The organism is Pseudomonas sp. NPDC089569 (genome assembly GCF_050280625.1).
In the GTDB taxonomy this organism is placed as follows: domain Bacteria; phylum Pseudomonadota; class Gammaproteobacteria; order Pseudomonadales; family Pseudomonadaceae; genus Aquipseudomonas.
In genome coordinates this window covers 116083-135599 of the sequence record NZ_JBNNVQ010000004.1, presented here as the reverse complement: position 1 = coordinate 135599, position 19517 = coordinate 116083, and the positions used below count along the sequence as shown (strand labels likewise).

At 58.7% G+C, this 19517-nt stretch carries 16 protein-coding genes; 13 read left to right on the top strand and 3 right to left on the bottom strand.

The genetic code is table 11. The annotated features are described in order from the left end of the window. The first annotated feature begins 182 nt into the window (after positions 1-182). From ACQKP2_RS03780 to pgm, 4 genes are all read left to right on the top strand, one after another. Positions 183-1205: a zinc-dependent alcohol dehydrogenase family protein gene (locus ACQKP2_RS03780; RefSeq protein WP_427574461.1), complete on the top strand. Its 1023-nt coding sequence runs from the start codon at positions 183-185 to the stop codon at positions 1203-1205. Positions 1206-1786: 581 nt separating this feature from the next. Next, on the top strand, positions 1787-3271 hold the full coding sequence (locus tag ACQKP2_RS03775) for a hypothetical protein (protein ID WP_427574459.1): 1485 nt from the start codon (positions 1787-1789) through the stop codon (positions 3269-3271). A gap of 55 nt (positions 3272-3326) precedes the next feature. Next, positions 3327-4727 carry a PLP-dependent aminotransferase family protein gene (locus tag ACQKP2_RS03770; protein WP_427574458.1) on the top strand — a complete coding sequence of 467 codons (1401 nt, stop codon included), beginning with the start codon at positions 3327-3329 and terminating at the stop codon, positions 4725-4727. A 124-nt stretch (positions 4728-4851) separates the two neighbouring features. After that, positions 4852-6498 (top strand): phosphoglucomutase (alpha-D-glucose-1,6-bisphosphate-dependent), encoded by a 1647-nt coding sequence (pgm, locus tag ACQKP2_RS03765; RefSeq protein WP_427574456.1) that lies wholly within the window; start codon positions 4852-4854, stop codon positions 6496-6498. 207 nt (positions 6499-6705) lie between these two features. Here pgm and ACQKP2_RS03760 read toward each other — a convergent pair whose 3' ends face one another. Then, a complete protein-coding gene (locus ACQKP2_RS03760; RefSeq protein ID WP_427574454.1) occupies positions 6706-7401 on the bottom strand; it encodes a pirin family protein in 696 nt (231 codons plus the stop codon). A gap of 278 nt (positions 7402-7679) precedes the next feature. Here ACQKP2_RS03760 and ACQKP2_RS03755 point away from each other — a divergent pair, with 278 nt between their 5' ends. After that, positions 7680-10148: a UvrD-helicase domain-containing protein gene (locus tag ACQKP2_RS03755; RefSeq protein ID WP_427574452.1), complete on the top strand. Its 2469-nt coding sequence runs from the start codon at positions 7680-7682 to the stop codon at positions 10146-10148. Positions 10149-10213: 65 nt separating this feature from the next. Here ACQKP2_RS03755 and ACQKP2_RS03750 read toward each other — a convergent pair whose 3' ends face one another. Further along, positions 10214-10516 carry a DUF1652 domain-containing protein gene (locus ACQKP2_RS03750; protein ID WP_427574450.1) on the bottom strand — a complete coding sequence of 101 codons (303 nt, stop codon included), beginning with the start codon at positions 10514-10516 and terminating at the stop codon, positions 10214-10216. Between the two features lie 261 nt (positions 10517-10777). Between ACQKP2_RS03750 and ACQKP2_RS03745 the strand changes: the two genes are divergently transcribed. The 5 genes from ACQKP2_RS03745 to ACQKP2_RS03725 all read left to right on the top strand — a co-directional run bounded on the left by ACQKP2_RS03745 (position 10778) and on the right by ACQKP2_RS03725 (position 14977). Further along, on the top strand, positions 10778-11593 hold the full coding sequence (locus ACQKP2_RS03745) for a helix-turn-helix domain-containing protein (RefSeq protein WP_427574448.1): 816 nt from the start codon (positions 10778-10780) through the stop codon (positions 11591-11593). A gap of 50 nt (positions 11594-11643) precedes the next feature. After that, on the top strand, positions 11644-13050 hold the full coding sequence (locus ACQKP2_RS03740) for an NAD(P)/FAD-dependent oxidoreductase (protein ID WP_427574446.1): 1407 nt from the start codon (positions 11644-11646) through the stop codon (positions 13048-13050). A 45-nt stretch (positions 13051-13095) separates the two neighbouring features. Next, positions 13096-13437: a cupin domain-containing protein gene (locus tag ACQKP2_RS03735; protein WP_427574444.1), complete on the top strand. Its 342-nt coding sequence runs from the start codon at positions 13096-13098 to the stop codon at positions 13435-13437. 67 nt (positions 13438-13504) lie between these two features. Beyond that, entirely contained in the window at positions 13505-14590 is a 1086-nt protein-coding gene (locus ACQKP2_RS03730) for a polyamine ABC transporter substrate-binding protein (RefSeq protein WP_427574442.1), read from the top strand. A 135-nt stretch (positions 14591-14725) separates the two neighbouring features. Further along, positions 14726-14977: a hypothetical protein gene (locus ACQKP2_RS03725; RefSeq protein ID WP_427574440.1), complete on the top strand. Its 252-nt coding sequence runs from the start codon at positions 14726-14728 to the stop codon at positions 14975-14977. Between the two features lie 109 nt (positions 14978-15086). Here ACQKP2_RS03725 and ACQKP2_RS03720 read toward each other — a convergent pair whose 3' ends face one another. Further along, positions 15087-15311 carry a YgdI/YgdR family lipoprotein gene (locus ACQKP2_RS03720; RefSeq protein WP_427574439.1) on the bottom strand — a complete coding sequence of 75 codons (225 nt, stop codon included), beginning with the start codon at positions 15309-15311 and terminating at the stop codon, positions 15087-15089. Between ACQKP2_RS03720 and ACQKP2_RS03715 the strand changes: the two genes are divergently transcribed. Genes ACQKP2_RS03715 through ACQKP2_RS03705 form a run of 3 tightly spaced genes read left to right on the top strand, consistent with a single transcriptional unit; the run spans position 15304 to position 19447 of the window. Continuing rightward, positions 15304-15522 (top strand): hypothetical protein, encoded by a 219-nt coding sequence (locus ACQKP2_RS03715; RefSeq protein ID WP_427574437.1) that lies wholly within the window; start codon positions 15304-15306, stop codon positions 15520-15522. The genes ACQKP2_RS03720 and ACQKP2_RS03715 overlap by 8 nt on opposite strands. 44 nt (positions 15523-15566) lie before the next feature. Beyond that, positions 15567-17171 (top strand): VRR-NUC domain-containing protein, encoded by a 1605-nt coding sequence (locus ACQKP2_RS03710; RefSeq protein WP_427574526.1) that lies wholly within the window; start codon positions 15567-15569, stop codon positions 17169-17171. After that, on the top strand, positions 17168-19447 hold the full coding sequence (locus ACQKP2_RS03705) for an ATP-dependent DNA helicase (protein WP_427574436.1): 2280 nt from the start codon (positions 17168-17170) through the stop codon (positions 19445-19447). The genes ACQKP2_RS03710 and ACQKP2_RS03705 overlap by 4 nt, the downstream gene beginning before the upstream one ends. Positions 19448-19517 lie beyond the last annotated feature (70 nt).

Genomic DNA, 19517 nt, shown 5'->3' with positions numbered 1-19517 from the left:
TCTGCACCGGGTAATTCAGTTTTCCCACAAAGGCCGCGTCGGTTTCCTTACGACTCTTGATGAAATTTGCGCTGCTGCGGAATCAATGACAGGCATGTCGACTATTAATAGCCACTGATAGTGTTGGGTTAAAAGCCCAGCTAGAGTTCATGGCATTAGAGGTTTATTTGGCGAGGTTTGCGATGTCCCGCACGATCCGTTTTCACAAATTTGGTCCAGCCGAGGTGCTCAAATGCGAAGAGCATGCGGCGGCTCTGCCTGCACCCGGTGAAGTGCAGGTTCGCGTCGAAGCCATTGGCATCAGTTGGTACGACATTCTCTGGCGTCAAAACCTGGCGTCGTCGCACGCTCGCCTGCCTTCGGGCCTTGGCCATGAAATGGCCGGTATCGTCACCGCTGTCGGAGAAGGCGTCGACGATCTGGCGGTCGGTGACAAGGTCGCCAGTTTTCCGGCCGAGAGCCCGAATGACTATCCGGTTTACGGTGAGCAGATCGTATTGCCGCGCTCGGCATTGACCCGGTATCCGGATGTACTCAGCCCTGTCCAGGCCAGCGTGCATTACACGCCACTGCTGGTCGCCTATTTCGCCTATGTGGATCTGGCGCGGGTCAAGCCCGGGCAATTTGCGCTGGTGACCGACGCCAGCCATTGTGCCGGTCCTTCCTTCGTGCAATTGGGCAAGGCCCTGGGCGTGCGAGTGATTGCCGCCACCAAGACAGCCGAGGAACGTGAATACCTGCTATCGCTGGGTGCCGAGAAGGTCATTGTCACCGAGGAAGAAGATCTGCTGATGCGGATCAACAAGATCACCGACAACCGCGGTGTGGATGTGGTGTTCGATGGTCTGGGCGGGCCACAGATGTCAATGCTCGGCGATGTGCTGGCACCGCGTGGCAGCCTGGTACTGTACGGTCTGCAAGGTGGCAACCAGACGCCATTTCCGGCCTGCGCAGCGTTCCAGAAGAACATTCAGTTTTTCGTGCACTGCATCGGCAACTTCACCGGCAAGCCGGAGCTGGGCATCATCCAGGACCAGGTTGCACTGCAACGAGCCCTGCGCGACATCAACCAGTTGACTGCCGATCGCGTTCTGCTGCCGCTCAAGACCCGGATCTTCCCGTTTGCCGAGTTTATTGAAGCTCATCGTTATATGGACGAATGCCCATGCCGCGAGAGAGTCGCCTTGCAGGTCGAGCCGGCCTGAGCCCCGCAAACAGCGCCTAAAACCATGAAAGAGTCCGTACCCACGGACTCTTTTGTTTTCAGCCCTGCTCATGGGCGACTTCTCGCCAGCTCCGGGAAAGGGCCGCCCGCAAACTGAACTGGTTTTTGCTCTCGATCTGTAGCTTCTAATCAGCAACTAAGCCCTGATAATTGAATGATTACTTTCATCTCAAGGAATGAGTCATGGGCGGGTATCAGGCCGATACTTTTCAATTCGCATTATCTTTATATCAACGGCAAACAGTGAATCGTCCGAACGTTGTCGGTCAGAGTTGGGCCGTTTATTTCTTTATTTTCTGTCTTAAGTGTCTGTGGGATGTTGTCGGACATTTCCTAGGATGTCGATGGCTATCGCTACAACCCCCGAGGACCGGGCCTTTCCGGCCTTTCGTGCATGCGCCACACATTGCCGTTGGCACGCTTGGGCAAATGTAGCGCTGAAAACTTAAGTGCTAGTCTTTGGCAATACATCCAACTTCCAGATCCGATTCAGGCCACTTCCTGCGCTGTGCGTGCAGATGCTTGTGCATTATCGAACATACGAATATCAGGTAAACAAAGATGACCAGCATTCACGATCAAGCGATGAACAATGTCTATCAGCAAGTGCTGCAGCGATTGCTGGGTTTCTTTTCCCGTGCCGAACGCACGGCGCTGCAATTATTGATTCAACGCCTGGGCGTGGCCGCCGGCGGCATGGATTTGATCGGCAACTACAAAGTGCTGGCGATCCAGTCAGGCTCCCGTGACAGCTGTTACACCCTGGCATTGTTGCGAGCCGCGCAATTGACCATCGCCAGCCGCTGGCCAACGACCTTTCGCTTGCGGGTGGCAACCCTGCGTCTTAATGGCAGTCTCCCGGGTGCGTTGCAGAACATCCATCGCAGCTACAGCGCCTTGTTTCTCTATGACGACCCCAGGGTTGAAGTCCTGATGGTCGATAACAGGGAGGTGCTGGCGTTTGACCCTGTCGCGCCGATTTCCGCGGCCGGGTACGAATGCAATCGGACGAATCTGCTGATGCTGGGGCATCGCCGGGTCTGGGACGGGCCGCTGGACCCATGGGACGATGGCTACCTGGCTACCGGTGAATTCCATGGACAAATCACCCGTTGGAATCATGGTGTCGATGCCCTTGTCACCAGTGATACACCTCGCCAGCAGAATCATTTCATCGAAAGGTTGAAGCGCGCGGCCAGCAAGGCAGGACTCAAGTTCGCGAACCACCATGAACCGGGATATGCGGGATTGTTCACGTTGCTCGACGAGTTGGGCAGTGGCAGTTTTCAACGGTTTTACACCGAGGAGGCGTCGTCGCCATGGCGCCCGGCCGGACAATTTGAAACCTGTCGTCGCACAACGCTGATCGATGTCCACGACATACTGGTTTGCCCGTTGGAGGAACGTTGGCCGTTGCTGACCGAATTTCTTGGTTTTCAGGCCGAGGAGTTGGCGACACTGTTCAGTGAGAACGACTATGTCAGCCTCCCGGTTTCGGCGCATCTATGGGGCCTGCAAGCCTGTTTCGTACAGGGGCTCGCCTACGAGGCCGGCGTTTGCCAATACCTGCAGCGTGTCCTGGTGATGATGCGCCGCAAGCAGGTTCCCGAGCGCCTGTGCGTACAGGCTGCAGAGATTCTTGGCGACCAGGCACTGCTCGCCGGCCATCGTGAACGGGCAGCGAGCGAAGCACAGCGCTGCCTTGGCCTGAGCGAGGCCCAGTTGGTATGCCTGCTGTTTGCACCTTTCGGCGACAAGGCCGCGAACCTTGAGCATTTCCTGCGCCAATGCCACCCGGGCATGCTCGTGGCAATGCCGGAATTGCACCGGGCGTTGCAAGGGCATCCGGTTGCGGATCAGATCGTGCAATGGATGGTCGAGGTCAGCGGACTGCCGGTGAGTCTCATGGGCAGGCTATACAGCATGGCGCCGCTAACGACGGAGGAGGGGGCACAGGCCTTCTCGGCGCTGGAAGAGCCGGGGCTGGCAACTGAAGTCGCAGGCCACGACTCTTCCCTTGCAGATGAATGGTCGACAGGGCGCTGACAGTGATTGCCCGGGATGCAAGTGGTCAGAGTTGTCACACCCACGGTTCTTTGCCATGAAGGCCACACGCGAAACCGATTTTGCCTACCGGGCGGTCTACCGCTATCTGATCAGCCTGATCGGAGAAGCCACCAGCGACAAGCGCGTGCGCCTGCCGTCGTTGCGCCAGTTGGCCGAACGCCTGAACGTGTCGATCTCGACCATTCAGTACGCTTATTCATTACTGGAGAAAGAAGGGCGTGTGTATTCGGTGGCCAAGTCCGGTTACTACGCCGTGCCATCGCCGGCCAGTGGTGCGCTCTACCATGGCAAGGACCTGCTCGAAAGCGTCTGCATCAATGCGCGCCGCCCGGGCATGCTGGTTCTGAGCAGCGATGAGCCAGCATTGTTGCAATCGATCGACAGTCCGTTGTTGCTGCTCGAGAGGGAATTGCTGCGTCAGTATCCACGCCCACCGCAACCCGATTCACAGCCTTGTGGCGAGCTGGAATTGCGTATGGCGCTGGCGGCGCGTTACACCACGTCACCGGTGCGCTGTTGGAACGCCGAAGACGTCTATATAGGTGCTGATCTTCGCAGTGTCCTGGAAATACTGATCGCGGTCTTGAATCTCAAGGACGCGACGGTTGTGCTCGAATCGCCTTGCGACTGGGCCATACTGCGCCTGTTGCAGGCAGCGAACGTTCGGGTGATTGAGTGGCCGCTCACAGCCGATGGCAGCCTGGACCAGGAGCATCTGAAGGTGTTGCTGGAAACCGAACGGGTGCGGCTGGTGATGGTCTCTTCCGATCTGAACATGCCCCGCGGCAGCCGGGCGCCGGACGATAATCGGCAAAGCGTTGCAACGTTGCTGCAGCGGTATGACTGCTGGGTGCTGGAAAACGACTGCTACGGTGAACTGGGTTTCGAACCCGACGGCCTCCGGTTCCGCAGCCTGCTCGCCCCGGAAAGGCTGATAGTGTTTTCCTCATTCGAGAAAATCATCGGCTCGGAAGCGCCCTATGGTTACCTGCTTGCGCGCCAACTGAGCAATGAATGGCAGCGACACTTCTTGTTGCGTGCCTTTCGCCTGTCGCCGATTCGCCAGAAGGCCATCGCCCGTTTTTACAGCAATGGCCGCATGGACCAGCACTTGCTGTTACTAAGGCGCAAGCTCAGGGATGGCAAGCTGCGAATGACCCGGTTGCTGGGCGAGCGGCTTGGCGATGCCTTGCAGTTCGTCGAGCCGCAAGGAGGGGGGACTGTCTGGGTGCGCCCATTGCGCCGGGTCGATGTGCGGCGGGTGTACCAGTTGCTGCTCAAACAGCAAGTGGTGATCGCACCTGGAGAGCTGTTCAGTCTCCAGGGCCTTCATTCCCGGCACCTGCGCCTGAGTCACAGCATTGGCGGGGATCCTGATCTGGCCAGTGCCGTGGCCTTGTTGGGGGATGCGTTGCGTCAGGAATCGATGGCCTGAGCAACGTTGCCCCAGGTGTCAAAAATCGTGCGGATACCCGAAGGGATCGATAACGTCGCATTGCGGTCAAACTGCCAGTAAACTGCGTTCCAACTCCTGAACCACTCTATTCCAGAGGTTTTGCATGACACTCAGTCATTTTGCGGGCAAACCGGCACCGGCAGAATTGTTGGTCGATATCCCGCGACTGGTAACGGCCTATTACACCGGCCAGCCTGATGCCGCTATCCCGACCCAGCGCGTGGCCTTTGGCACGTCCGGGCACCGAGGCAGCTCCTTCGAACTGAGTTTCAATGAATGGCATGTGCTGGCGATCAGCCAGGCCATCTGCCTGTACCGCGAGGCCCAGGGCATCGACGGTCCGCTGTTCGTCGGTATCGACACCCATGCGTTGTCCACGCCGGCCGGCGCCAGCGCCCTGGAAGTACTGGCCGCCAACGGTGTGACGGTCATGATTGCCGAGGGCGACGAATACACCCCGACCCCGGCCGTTTCCCATGCGATTCTCTGCTACAACCGCGGACGTACCTCGGGCCTGGCGGACGGCATCGTCATTACGCCATCCCACAACCCACCGCAGAGCGGTGGCTACAAATACAACCCGACCAACGGTGGCCCAGCCGACACCCACATCACCAAGTGGATCGAAGCCAAGGCCAACGAACTGCTGGCCAACAAACTGGCCGGCGTCAAGCGCATCAGCTATGAGCAGGCTCTGAAGGCCGGCACGACTCATCGCCATGATTACGTGAACACCTATGTCGCGGACTTGATCAACGTGATCGACTTCGACGCGATCCGCAACGCCAAACTGCGCCTGGGCGTCGATCCGCTGGGCGGAGCAGGGGTTCGCTACTGGTCGGCGATTGCCGAGCATTACCGCCTCGACCTGGACGTGGTGAACAAGGAAGTGGATTCGACCTTCCGTTTCATGACCGTCGATTGGGATGGCCAGATTCGCATGGACCCGTCGTCCACCCATGCCATGCAGGGCCTGATCGGACTCAAGGAGCGGTTCGACGTGGCGTTTGCCTGCGACCCGGACCATGACCGCCATGGCATTGTTACGCCGTCCGGCGGTCTTCTGGCGCCTAACAATTATCTGGCGGTATCGATCGACTACCTGTTCCAGAACCGCCCGCACTGGCGCGCCGATGCGGCCGTGGGCAAGACCGTGGTCAGCAGCGGCCTGATCGATCGCGTGGCCAGGCGCCTGGGTCGTCGCCTGTACGAAGTGCCGGTCGGCTTCAAGTGGTTCGCCGACGGCCTGTTCGACGGTTCCCTGGGCTTTGGCGGTGAGGAAAGCGCCGGTGCATCGTTCCTGCGCAAGGACGGCGGTGTATGGAGTACCGACAAGGATGGCCTGATCCCGGCGCTGTTGGCAGCCGAAATGACGGCCCGTACAGGGCGCGATCCAAGCCAGGCGTATCGTGCATTGACCGATGAGCTGGGCGAGCCGTTCTCGGTACGCGTCGACGCCAAGGCGAATCCGCAACAGAAAGCCCTGTTGAGCAAGCTGTCCCCGGCACAAGTCACCTCGACTGAGCTGGCGGGGGAAACGATCCAGAGCATCCTCAGTCATGCGCCGGGCAACGACCAGGCCATTGGCGGCCTGAAGGTCATGACCGAGAACGGCTGGTTCGCGGCGCGTCCATCCGGCACCGAGGACATCTACAAGATCTACGCCGAGAGCTTCGTCAGCGACGCGCACTTGAAGCAATTGGTGGCAGAGGCCCAGACGTTGGTGGATGGTGCCATTTCCGGCAAATGATAGGCGGGGTTTGCCGGCAACCGGCTCCTTGAGGACTGGTGTCGCGTACCTGTGGGAGCTGGCTTGCCAGCGATGACGGCCTGACGTCGTGTGGCATCTTCGAGAACGCCTTCGCCGGCAAGCCTGGCTCCTACGAAATCGAGGGGCCTGAGAATCAAAAAAGGGGCGACCATCATGGTCGCCCCTTTTTTTGTCCCGCTCAGGTGGTCAAGCCAGATCCACCAGGACGATTTCGCTGTCCTCGATGGCGGTCACGCGCAATACCTGTTCCTGCGCCACCGCAATACCGTCTCGAGCTTGTGCGCGCAAGCCATTGACTTCAATCACACCTGTAGCTGGCACCAGATACGCACGACGACCGCTGTCCAGATGGTATTCAGCGCTTTCGCCAGCCTTGAGGTTCGCCGCCACCAGCCGGGCATCGGCCCGGATGCGCAGACTTTGGTCGTCGCCCGCCTTGCCGCTGGCCAGGGTCACGAACCCTTCGCGCTCGCCTTTGGGGAAAGGCTTCGCACCCCAGGACGGGGCCAGACCGGACTGGTTGGGGATGATCCAGATCTGGAAGATCTTGGTCGGCGTGGCTTCCAGGTTGTATTCACTGTGAGCGATGCCGGTGCCGGCACTCATGACCTGAACATCACCGGCTTCGGTGCGGCCCTTGTTGCCCAGGTTGTCCTGGTGGGAAATGGCACCTTCACGCACATAGGTGATGATCTCCATGTCTCGATGCGGGTGCTGCGGGAAACCGGTGCCGGGGGCGATCACGTCATCGTTCCACACCCTCAGGTTGCCCCAGTTCATGCGTTTGGGATCGTGGTATTCGGCGAACGAAAAATGGTGATGGGCATCCAACCAGCCATGGTGAGCACCACCGAGCGATTTGAAAGGTCTGAGTTCTAGCATGATCGTCTCCTCGATTGGTTCGTCATGGGGCGCAGCGCCGGGGCCACGAAGCGAGACCGTTGGTTGATGACGGTCATCATCCTTGAGCCAACAATCGATAAAAAGCGTAAAAAATGCCTCATCATTATCGAAATTCTTGATGTCGATCTTGTCTCCATATTCTCATCCAACCTTCACTTTCATGCATAAGCCAATGAGTCATAAGCATTTCACTAGAACTCGGCAGTAAATGAAGCCACCATAGTCCTCAACAGCCTCACACTCTGGAGTCCGTTCGCGTGTCGCAACACACCCCTGATCTTCCCCCGGAACTTCGCCCACTGGCCGAGATGCCGCTGCTCAAGCGCCTGGCCGCCCGCTTCTTCGGCCATGGCCTGACGCGACTACGGGCACAGCACCGCGCGTCCTGGCTGCACGGTCAGGCCGACGGCTTTCGTAGCGGGCATACGGCCGGAGTCGAGTACGGCTATAACGAAGGCCGGCTCGAAGGGCTGGAAGAAGGCCGGCAAGTCCTGCTGATCCGCGATTGCCGCAGTACCGAGCATCGACCGCCGGGTATCGACGATCATCTGTTCGATGACTGGCGCCTGCCTCTGAGTGCCGAACTGAAAAAACGCATGAAGGCCGACGTTGCAAGGTTGCTGCCGGCGCATGCGCAACCCAGCGCAGCGCAATGGAAGATGATTTTCAGCGACACACCTTCGACATCGGTGGTTGCCGGCGCCGGTGCTGGCAAATCGACGACGCTCGTCCTGCGTATCCTGCTGATGACGCAATACCTGGGTTTCGAATTGAGCTCCATGACCGTGGTGACGTTCACCCGTGAGTCGCGCAAGGACTTCATCAACAAGCTGATGGAGTTGTTCACGCTTTGGGGGCGACCGCTGAGCCAGAAGGAAGCCCAGGATCTGGTACGCACCTTCCATTCGCGAATTCTGCCGATGGTTCGCAGTCTGCCGGGATTCGAACGCTTGCAGGCGTTCGAGAACCTCAGCCTGCGCCCACAGGACATCGAAGGGGACAGCAACCCGTTCGACTTGCGTATAAACGACGCCCAGCGCCAGCAGCTCAACGCCTGTTACCACGCCTTGCACACCCGCGATGAACGCTTTCGCGAACTGATCAAGCCATTGTCGCGCCACGCCTTGCAGCTCAAGGAGCTGGAACGCGACCATCCGGACGTGCAAAAGCGCATGGCCGTGACGGAATTGGCCGCCAGGCGCGATGAGGAATTGTGTGACGCCATCGAGGACCTGTGGGTTCGCGCCGGAGCATGGCCGATCAAAGGCATCGAGCCCAAGCGCCAGGCCTTCGATATCAACGGCTCGACGTTCCATTGCCATGGCTACATTGCGTCACTGGACGCCTGGGTGATGCTGGGCTTCGATTCCAGGGAAAATTCGCAGGTCACACGTGCCAATGCGAAACTTACTGTGCGCGCCGAGTGGGCCGTAAAACGCACCCTGTTTCAAGCTTTCTGTCGTAAGTCATTGATATGGTTGGATAATTACGAACAGTCGAAGCGTGTTTTGGCGTCATTGGCTGGCGATGCCAGTGCAGGTCCCGGTTTCGATTACAAGGTCAAGGGCGAGTTGGCCTCGGCCCCCTTGCTGGACTGTTTTGTGGCGGCGGCAGGTTTTATCGAGAACCTGGGCCTGGATGTACCTGACGCCGTCAGCCGCATGAGCTTTGCCAAAGATGATCCGGACCGCTTTTTTTTCGAAGCCCTGAGTCTGTATTGGCGGGCTCTGGAAGATCATCTGCTGGATCAGAAACCACCGATCATGACCTACAACCGGATGTTTGCCTTGTTCAGCGAACACTCACCGGAAAATCTCAAGCTGCTCAGCGATGAATTGCTTCGACCGCTTTCGCACTTGATGATCGACGAATTTCAGGATGTTTCGCCGCAGATTGTCTCCTGGATCCGCGCAAGCCTGACCGAGATCCGCAGTCGCGGCCCAGCCATGCATGTGGGGCGGGGTGCCCAGCGTTCGTCATTGCTGTGCGTCGGGGATGACTGGCAATCGATATACGGCTGGCGCGGCAGTTCTCCAAGCTATTTCATGGAGTTCAACAAGGAGTTCTCGTCGCCAAGCACCACCAGGGTCATGCTCAGTGATAACTATCGCAGTCACCAGCACATTATCGACGCCGCCGAGCACATCGTCCGCGCCGCCCCGGCCATTGCCGGTAAAAAGGCCAGGGCCAGTGGCGAGCCGAAGGATTTGCAGCCGGTCCAGGTGTTGGACCGGGATGATCAAGGGATGGCCCGGCGCCTGATCGAACACTACCGTCGGGGTGATTCGATCTTGATGCTGTATCGAAAAAGTAGCGATAAGTCATTGATAGAAGAGCATATTCAGTCAGTAATTAATGTAGATTCGAGCTTGCCGCACGAGGCTCGACGCCTGAAACAACTGACCTATCACAGTGCCAAGGGCCTGCAAGCCGATGCGGTGTTCCTGCTTGGCGATTGTCAGCACCTGACCAGTTCGCCCTACAAGAACCAGGTGTACCGCATGGCGGGTCTGGGCAAGGCTGGAGACAGCGAGCCGTACGACAACGCGCAAAAAGATGAAATCCTGCGTCTGGCTTATGTGGGGATCACTCGCGCCGTGCATCATTGCTACTGGTATGTCGATGGCCAGGATACCCAGGCACCGGGCATGCCCAAGGCGTCCGATCGCATCATCAAGGGCAAGGCATTCTTCGCCGATCACCGGCAGGCCAGGGCCTCGGTGTGATGCACGGATTGCACCCATGAAAAAGCCCACATCGCGTGGGCTTTTTCATGGGTGTGTACTTTCTTTCAGGCATAACTTCTCAGGGCCAACGGGGGAATGAACGCTTCCAGTTCATCCTCCACGGCTTCGATGATTCGTTCGACGTCGGCGGCATTCATGACTGTCGCACAAGGAATACCCGCGATGGCGATCATGGTCTCGCCCGTGGCCCGGTCGAACAGTCGGGCAATCATGCTGTCCGGGGCATCCATGCTGGCCTCGAAACCCATGGGATGAAAATGCCAGCGCATCAATTGGCAGGCGTTTGGAAAGGTGACCTTGGTGAACTCTCTATTGCTGAAGGCTCTATTACTGAACTCACTATTCATATGTTGCCCGCCTGCTTCAATGAGCGCTTCCTTTAGCTCAGGGTAGGAGGGAGGAACCTTCAATGGTTCCACCGATGACAGTTTTTAAAAGTAGCATCTGAATGTGAAAAGAATGTTTTTTTCTCAGGCTGTTTGGCGATTGCCGGGCTTTTTTTGATTCAGGTCGCGGGGGCCGGGGTGTCATCCGGCAGACCTGCACCGGTCAAGCATTGAAGCCGGGGACAAACTTGGGCAAGCTCGGTTTTTTTCGTCGAGACACCTATGTACGCCGAGGATGATGGACCGCTGCAAACCCAGGCCACGGGCGAGACGGTCATGCGTTATCACTTGCGCTGGAAACATCGTGACCTGGACGGGGTCATGGCGTTGTACCACCCCGATGTCCAGTACAACGATTTCTTCCAGAATCGCGTAATGGGCCTTGAAGAGCTGCGCGAGTATGTGCGCAGCAGCATGCCCCGCGATCCGGATGAAGCACTTGAGCATTCCGACCGCATTCGTCTGGACGGCGACACTGCATTCATTCAGTACCGCATCACGTTGCGTGGTGGAGAGGGCCTGGTGTCGTTTCGCGCCAGTGAAGCGATCACGGTACGTGACGGGTTGATCTGGCGAGTCAACGAGTATGCCTCGCTGGTGCACGAGCAGCCGGTCCGCAAAACCGGGACAGCCCAACGCCCGGCTGTCAGTCGGCTCGGCCTGTCACCGCGCCAGTTGGGTTTCATGGCCGACGACCTGCAGCAGTATTTTCAACGCCAGCAACCCTATCTCGATCCTGAGCTGGACTTGCAGCGGGTGGCGAAAGAGTGTGGCTACAGCCGCAATCAGATTTCCTATTTGCTCAATCAGGTGCTGGGCCAGAGCTTCTATCGCTATGTCAACCAGGCGCGCCTGCAACACTTGCTGGCTGCGTTGGACAAGGCCGCGACGCCGCTGCGCATCGACGAGCTGGCGTTTGCCGCCGGTTTCAACTCCCTGTCGGCGTTTTACAGCTGTTTCCGTCAGCACACCGGCCTTTCGCCAAAGGCATATGCCAAGCAAATTTCTTTGCGTGCACGCGCGCAAGACAACCTCTGAGCCCTCGCACTAGGATCGACGCCACTGAAATTTGAGTGGCGGAGTCTTGCATGTCGGCGTGGCGCACTATCAGCTTGTGGATGGACCAACTCGACGAGCCGTTACTGGCGCGCCCGGCGCTGGAACAGGATCTGGATGTGGACGTGGCAATCATCGGTGCCGGCTATACCGGGCTGTGGACCGCGTACTACCTCAAGCTTGAGGCGCCGCAGCTTAATATCGCCGTCATCGAGGCACAGACTGCCGGTTTTGGTGCGTCCGGCCGCAATGGCGGCTGGTTGATGGGCAATCTGTTGGGAGAGGATCGGCTCCTGGCCGACCTGTCACCCGTGCAGCGCCGGGCGTCCTATGACTTGTTGCACAACATCCCCGATGACGTGCGGATGGTCCTTGAACGTGAGGGCATCGACTGCGATTACCGCAAGGGCGGGGTCTTGTACTGCGCTGCCCGTTATCCGGAACAGGAAGCCAGCCTGCGCCATTACCTGGACAAGCTGTACAGCCAGGGTCTGGACGAAAACGATTACCGCTGGCTCAGTCCACAGCAACTGACGCAACAGATCCGCATCGCCAAGCCCTACGGCGGTATCTATGCGCCGCACGTGGCGACCGTGCACCCGGCCAAACTGGTCCGTGGCCTGGCGCGTACGGTGGAGCGGATGGGCGTCAGGATATACGAAAACAGCCCGGTCACCCATTGGCAGTCCGGCAGTCTGCGCACGACGCAGGCTTCGGTGCGCAGTCGCTGGATAGTGCCTGCCGTCGAGGGTTACGGGGTCTCGCTGCCGCCGCTGGGACGTTATCAGCTGCCGGTACAAAGCCTGATCGTCGCCACCGAACCATTGTCCGCAGCCACTTGGGACGAGATCGGTCTCGATGGCGGCCAGGCCTTCGGCGAAAGCAGTCGCCAGGTGACATACGGTCAGCGCACGGCGGATAACCGGCTGATTTTTGGCGCACGGGGTGGCTACCGGTTCGCCGGACGGTTGCGGCACGCGTTCGACCTGACCGCCAGCGAAGTCGAGCTGCGGCGATACCTGTTCGGTGAGCTTTTCCCGCAGCTCAAACATGTGCAGATCACCCATGGCTGGGGTGGCAACCTGGGCATGTCCCGGCGATTCAAACCGCACATGCTTTGCGACCGGGCCAGCGGCATCGCCTTGTCCGGCGGTTATGGCGGGGAGGGTGTCGGTGCCAGCCACCTCGGCGGACGAACCCTGGCCGACCTGATCCTTGCGCGCGACACCGAGCGCGTACACCAGCCCTGGGTTATCCCTCAGGGGCAGATCAATGCGCTCAAAGCCTGGGAGCCCGAACCCTGCCGCTGGTTGGGCTACAACGCGATCATCCGCAGCTTCGTCCATGAAGACCAGACCCTGGCCAACCCGGCCACCGCGCCCTGGCGGCGCAAACTCGCCAGCGGGGTGGCCGGATTCATGGAAGGTTTCATGCAGTAAACAACGCGTTTTTTATCAAAAAAGCATCCGCAACAGGAATTTCCCATGAGCATCACGCAATTCAAGAACACAGCCACCTTGCAACTGCAAGAGTCGAACCCGGTCGCCGTGCCGTTGGGGTCACCGGTGGCAGTGGCTTCAACCACCAGTGTCGAGCGCGACGACGGCGTCGAAACCGGCGTTTGGGAGTGCACGCCTGGCCGCTGGCGGCGACAGATCGTCGCCCAGGAGTTCTGTCACTTCATCCAGGGTCGCTGCACCTTCACCCCGGACGACGGCGAAACATTGCACATCCAGGCCGGCGACGCACTGATGCTGCCGGCAAATACCCTCGGCATCTGGGATATCCAGGAAACCGTGCGCAAGAGCTACGTCCTGATTTTCTGATGCCGCACCTTTGATTACCTGCCAGTACGCCAACAAAAAAGAAAACAGCCCAAACAGGAATCGCCTCATGCTCCGAAAGACACTGACACTTGCGCCCCTGATGCTGGTCGCTTCCATCAGTCAGGCGGCCGACACCGTCAAGATCTACAACTGGTCGGACTACATCGCGCCGGACACTGCGAAGAACTTTCAGAAACAGACGGGCATCGCCTTCACCTACGACGTCTACGACAGCAACGAAACCCTCGATGGCAAGCTCATGACCGGAAAATCCGGTTACGACGTGGTGTTCCCCTCCAACCACTTCATGGCGCGGCAGATCGAAGGCGGGGCGTTGAAAAAGCTCGACAAGAGCCAATTGCCCAACTGGAAGAATCTCAATCCGGTACTGCTCAAGGCCTTGCAAACCAACGATCCGGGCAACGAGCATGGCTTTCCGTACCTGTGGGGCAGCACCGGCATCGGCTACAACATTGCCAAGGTCAAGGCCGTGCTCGGCGATAACGCACCCGTGGACTCCTGGGACCTGATCTTCAAACCCGAGAATATGCAGAAACTGCAAAAATGCGGCGTGGCGATCCTCGACAATGGACCGGAGCTGCTGCCCGCCGCACTGAACTACCTGGGGCTGCCGCACCACAGCAAGAACCCGCAGGATTACAAAAAGGCCGAAGAACTGCTGATGAAAGTGCGGCCGTACGTCAGCTATTTCCATTCATCCAAATACACCAGCGACCTGGCCAACGGCGACATTTGCGTGGCCGTCGGGTTCTCCGGCGACATCCTGCAAGCGGAAAACCGTGCCAAGGAAGCCAACAACGGCATCGAAATCGGCTATGCGATCCCCAGGGAAGGTGCTGCGATCTGGTTCGACATGGTCGCCATGCCCGCCGATGCCCCGGACGAAAAGGCCGGCTATGCCTTCATGAACTACCTGTTGAGCCCGGATGTGATGGCCGGCATCAGCAATTACGTGCATTACGCCAACGGCAACGAGCAGGCCGACAGCCTGATCGATCCGGCGATCAAGAACGACACCAAGGTGTACCCGAGCCCGGAAATGATGGGCAAATTGTTCGCCCTGGAAGCGATGCCACTGAACATCGATCGGGTTCGCACGCGGGTTTGGAACAAGATTCGTACGGGTAGCTAGCGATCAACCTCATGTATTCCCAGGTTTCAGCTGTTTGTTTGTGCTTGGTGGGACTGTCATGTTTGACAGTAGCCGGATATTGACGACCTTTGTAAGGTAAAGCCTCCAAACACCACGTTTCGAGGGAGAGTCAACGTGAACAAATCAGACCTGCGTGCGTACGTTGAGGAACAGACCAATATTGCCGCCCAGCGCATCATTGACAAAGGAACGACCTCAGATGAGCTGGCGGTGAGTCGATTGAATGTGCTGCTTTCACTGCGTCGAAGCCTGGATGGCAAGACAACGGCACAAGATCTCGGAATGTGGGGCACCATCAATGACGCCTTACAGCAAATCGGGATCCTCAATAGCCAGGAAACAATTTTCTCAAGGCTGCAATCATAATTAACGTGCCCCAATAACAAGCGATGACTTGCTTTTTATTGGGGCACAATCGGCCGGAGCGTGCTTGCCATGTTGGCGCATGATTTGTGGCAGCGCTGACACGGCTGTTTCAGTCTTCCTTGCGAATCGTCGCCACGTCGTCGGCCCTGACTTTCACCTTCGCCCCGGAAATATCCTCGAACTCGAAGAAGCCGTCTTTCGTTCTGGTTTTCGGCATGTCCCTGGTCAAATACTGGGTGCCGTTGTGCAGGGTCACCACCGTGGGTGTCGAGCAGCCTGCCAATGCCACACAGGCCGCCAGTGCCACAGGCAATCCCAGAGTCTTGATGTTCATCACCACCTCACTTGTTGAAAACAATGCTGCTATCGCTGCCGCGACAGCTCGTCTATCGAGGTTGATGCCCTGGATCACCGGAAAGTTCGATGCGCCGGCGAAAATGGCTGCGGGGCGGTCCCGCCCATCCTTTTCCGATTGCGCCGGGCAGGGGGTTGCTGGTATCTGTACGCATAACCAGTACTCGCTCGCCATGGCCAATTTCCAGTGACTGCAAACCCCCTCGACGATCCTTTCTATTACCTCAACAACTTCATGCAAGTCATTGACTGGCTTGAGCTTCGTTATGCCGATGTGCTGAGCGTCGAAGAGCAGCGATTCATCCATGACTTCAAGGGCCTGCCACGGCCCTCCCAGGGACTGCTGATCAGGATGGTCATGCGCAAGGGGATTCACTTCAGGGTCGCCAAGCTGCATTACGCTGAAATCGGTGACATTGCCCAAGCTGCCGAACCGCTTCTGGCACTGGGCTGGATCAACGAACAACAGCCGCTGTCGATCGAAACCCTGTTCGAGGTCCTGCTCAAGGCCGAAATCGTTCAATGCCTGGGGGGCTCCATCGATCAACCCAAGGGGAAAAAGTCCGATTGGCTGCCTGCCCTGAGCGAGCAATTTCCCCTGGCCCGCCGTTTCAATGACTGGTGTCCGTCGCTCGAAGACCGTTTGTTCAGCCTGACCATCATGGACTTGTGTGATCGGCTGCGCCTGATGTTTTTCGGCAACCTGTATCAGGATTGGTCGGAGTTCGTCTTGGCCGATCTCGGCATCTATACCTACGAAAAAGTCGACTTGCAGGCTGATTCCCGAGGCCTGTGCTGCCGTGAGGACGTCGATGCCTGCCTGTTCCTTCACCAATGCCAGCAGCGCTTCGAAATGGGTGAGCCGGTGGCCGGGATCGTCGATCAGATCAACGGGGTGACGCTGATCAATCCCTGGCTGCAACGACGCCGGGAAAAGCTGCTGTACCAGATGGCCCAGTTCTGCGAACGCATCGCGGACTTCTCTACGGCGCTGAGCCTTTATCGCCAGTGTGCCTACCCCGGCGCACGGATGCGCTTGATACGCGTGCTGGAACGTTGCGGGGACTATGAGCAGGCCCTGGACATGGCCACCCGGGTCGAGCAATCGCCACAGAGTGCCGCCGAGCAACAACAACTATTGCGCATATTGCCCAGGCTTCGGCGCAAAATGGGTGGCCCGCCGCTCAAGCGTTTGTCACCGCGGCCAATGATGCGCCTGGACCTGCAACTGCCCCGAAGCGAACCACTGATGTCGGTGGAGCAATACGTTCAGGCGCACCTGTCAGACGCCTCAGCGCCGGTGCATTACGTCGAAAACGGCCTGATCAACTCACTGTTCGGCCTGCTCTGCTGGCCGGCCATCTTCGCACCGCTGCCCGGGGCGTTCTTTCACCCGTTCCAGCGCGGCCCGATGGACTTGTACAACGAAGATTTCCATGAGCGTCGGGCAGACCTGTTCAAGCATTGTCTGACGCAACTGGACGACGGCCGTTATCGTCAGACGATCCGTGAACGCTACGTCGAGAAATGGGGTGTGCAATCGCCCTTCGTTTTCTGGAATGTGCTCGATGAGGCGTTGCTTGAGCAGGCGCTGGACTGCTTGCCGGCCGAACACCTCAAGCACTGGTTCGATCGCCTGCTGCTGGACATCAAGGCCAACCGCGCCGGCATGCCGGACCTTATCCAGTTCTGGCCCGAGCAAAAGACCTATCGCATGATCGAGGTCAAGGGGCCGGGAGACCGCCTGCAGGATAACCAGTTGCGCTGGCTGGAGTTCTGTCATGAGCACGGCATGCCGGTTGCCGTGTGCTACGTACAATGGGCGGAGCAGGGGGCATGAGTTACAGCATCGCGGTACGGGCGTTGTGTGAATTCACCGCCAAGACCGGCGACCTCGACTTGCGCTTCACACCGTCGCCGACCGCGCTTGAGGGGATCGTCGGGCACCGTACGGTGGCCTCCCGGCGCAGTGAGGGCTACCAGAGTGAAGTCGCCCTCGAAGGCTCCCATGGCAAGCTGACCGTCAAGGGGCGGGCCGATGGCTACGATCCGGCGCAAAACTGCCTGGAGGAAGTCAAGACCTACCGGGGCGACCTGAGCAAACAGCCGGCCAATCACCGGCAACTGCACTGGGCACAGGCCAAAATCTACGGTTGGCTGATGTGCCGCAAGCTGAACCTGGCGCAGATCAATCTGGCGCTGGTGTACTTCGACATTGTCAGCGAAAAGGAAACCTGCCTGGTCGAGTGCTTCAGCGCCATGCAATTGCAGCGGTTCTTCGAGCAGCAGTGCGCGCACTTTCTGCAATGGGCCGAGCAGGAAATGGCCCATCGTCAAACGCGCAACCGCGCCGCAGAGCATCTGGCGTTTCCCCACAGCGCTTTTCGACCGGGACAACGGCACCTGGCCGAGTCGGTGTACAAGGCCGTCAGCACGGGCCGTTGCCTGATGGCCCAGGCACCGACGGGCATCGGCAAGACCGTGGGCACCCTGTTTCCGATGCTCAAGGCATTGGCGCCGCAGCAGCTGGACAAGGTGTTTTTCCTCACGGCCAAGACGCCAGGTCGCCAACTGGCGCTGGACGCGGCACAGGTCATTGTCCGGCAGGCCGATGCGCCGCCCTTGCGGGTGCTGGAAATGATTGCCCGGGACAAGGCCTGCGAACATCCGGACAAGGCTTGCCACGGCGAGTCCTGCCCGCTGGCCAAGGGCTTCTACGACCGTTTGCCGGCGGCCCGCCAGGCCGCCAGCGAGCTGACCTTGCTGAACCAGCAGACGCTGCGCCGGGTCGCGCAGGAGCATGGGGTGTGTCCGTACTACCTGAGCCAGGAAATGGCGCGTTGGGCCGATGTCGTGGTCGCCGATTACAACTACTACTTCGACTTCGGTGCATTGCTTTTCGGCCTGGCCCAGGCCAATCAGTGGAACGTCGCGGTACTGGTGGACGAAGCGCACAATCTGGTGGAGCGTGGCCGGCAGATGTACAGCGCCAGCGTCGACCAGGCGTCTGTGCAAGCGGTACGAAAAACGGCGCCCGATGTATTGAAAAAGCAGCTTCAGCGGATCAACCGTGAATGGAACACCTTGCACAATCAGCAACAAAGCGACTATCAGGCTTACGACAAAGCGCCGCAAAAGTTGCTGCAGGCTTTTTCCTCCACCTGCGCCAGTATCGGTGACTACCTCAATGACCATCCTCAAGGGCTGGATAACGCGCTGCAAAACCTTTATTTCGACTTGCTGCATTTTTGCCGCGTGGCCGAAAGCTTCGACGAGCATTTCCTGTTCGATATCAGCAAGCGCGAAGTGGGTCGAAAACGAAACCTCTCGCAGCTGTGCCTGCGCAACGTAGTACCTGCCGGTTTCATCGGGCCGCGCCTGGCGGCGGCACGCAGTACGGTGCTGTTTTCGGCGACCCTTAGCCCGCGGCATTACTACGCCGATCTGTTGGGAACGCCGGCGAACACCGTGTTCATCGATGTCGAATCGCCCTTTGATCCCGGGCAGTTGCAAGTGCATATCGTCGACCGGATTTCCACGCGCTTTGCCCATCGCCAGGCGTCCGTAGCGCCGATTGTCGAATTGATGGCCGGCCAGTTCCGCCAACGTCCCGGCAACTACCTGGCGTTCTTCAGCAGCTTCGAATACCTGCAGCAGGTGGCGCAGTCGCTCGGCGAACGCCATCCGCAGATCGATCTCTGGACGCAATCGCGGGGCATGGGCGAAGAGCAACGCCAGCAATTTCTCGATCGGTTTTGCGAAAGCGGCAAGGGCATCGGCTTTGCCGTACTGGGCGGCGTATTCGGCGAAGGCATCGACCTGCCCGGCGCCAGGCTTATCGGCGCATTCATCGCGACCCTGGGCCTGGCGCAACTCAATCCGGTCAATGAGCAATTGAAACGGCGCATGGGGGCGATTTTCGGCGCCGGTTATGACTACACCTACCTGTTTCCCGGTGTGCAAAAAGTGGTGCAGGCCGCAGGGCGGGTGATTCGTACCCAGCAGGACCAAGGGGTGGTGATGCTGATCGATGACCGCTTCGGTGAACACAAGGTCAGGCAGTTGTTACCTGGCTGGTGGTCCATTTCGGCGATGCATTCTCCTTGCGCGGTGTAGGTTCTTTTACCTTGGGCAACTTCGATATGCCTTGAAGCAATCGCCTGATTGAAAGCCTGGCGAAAACACC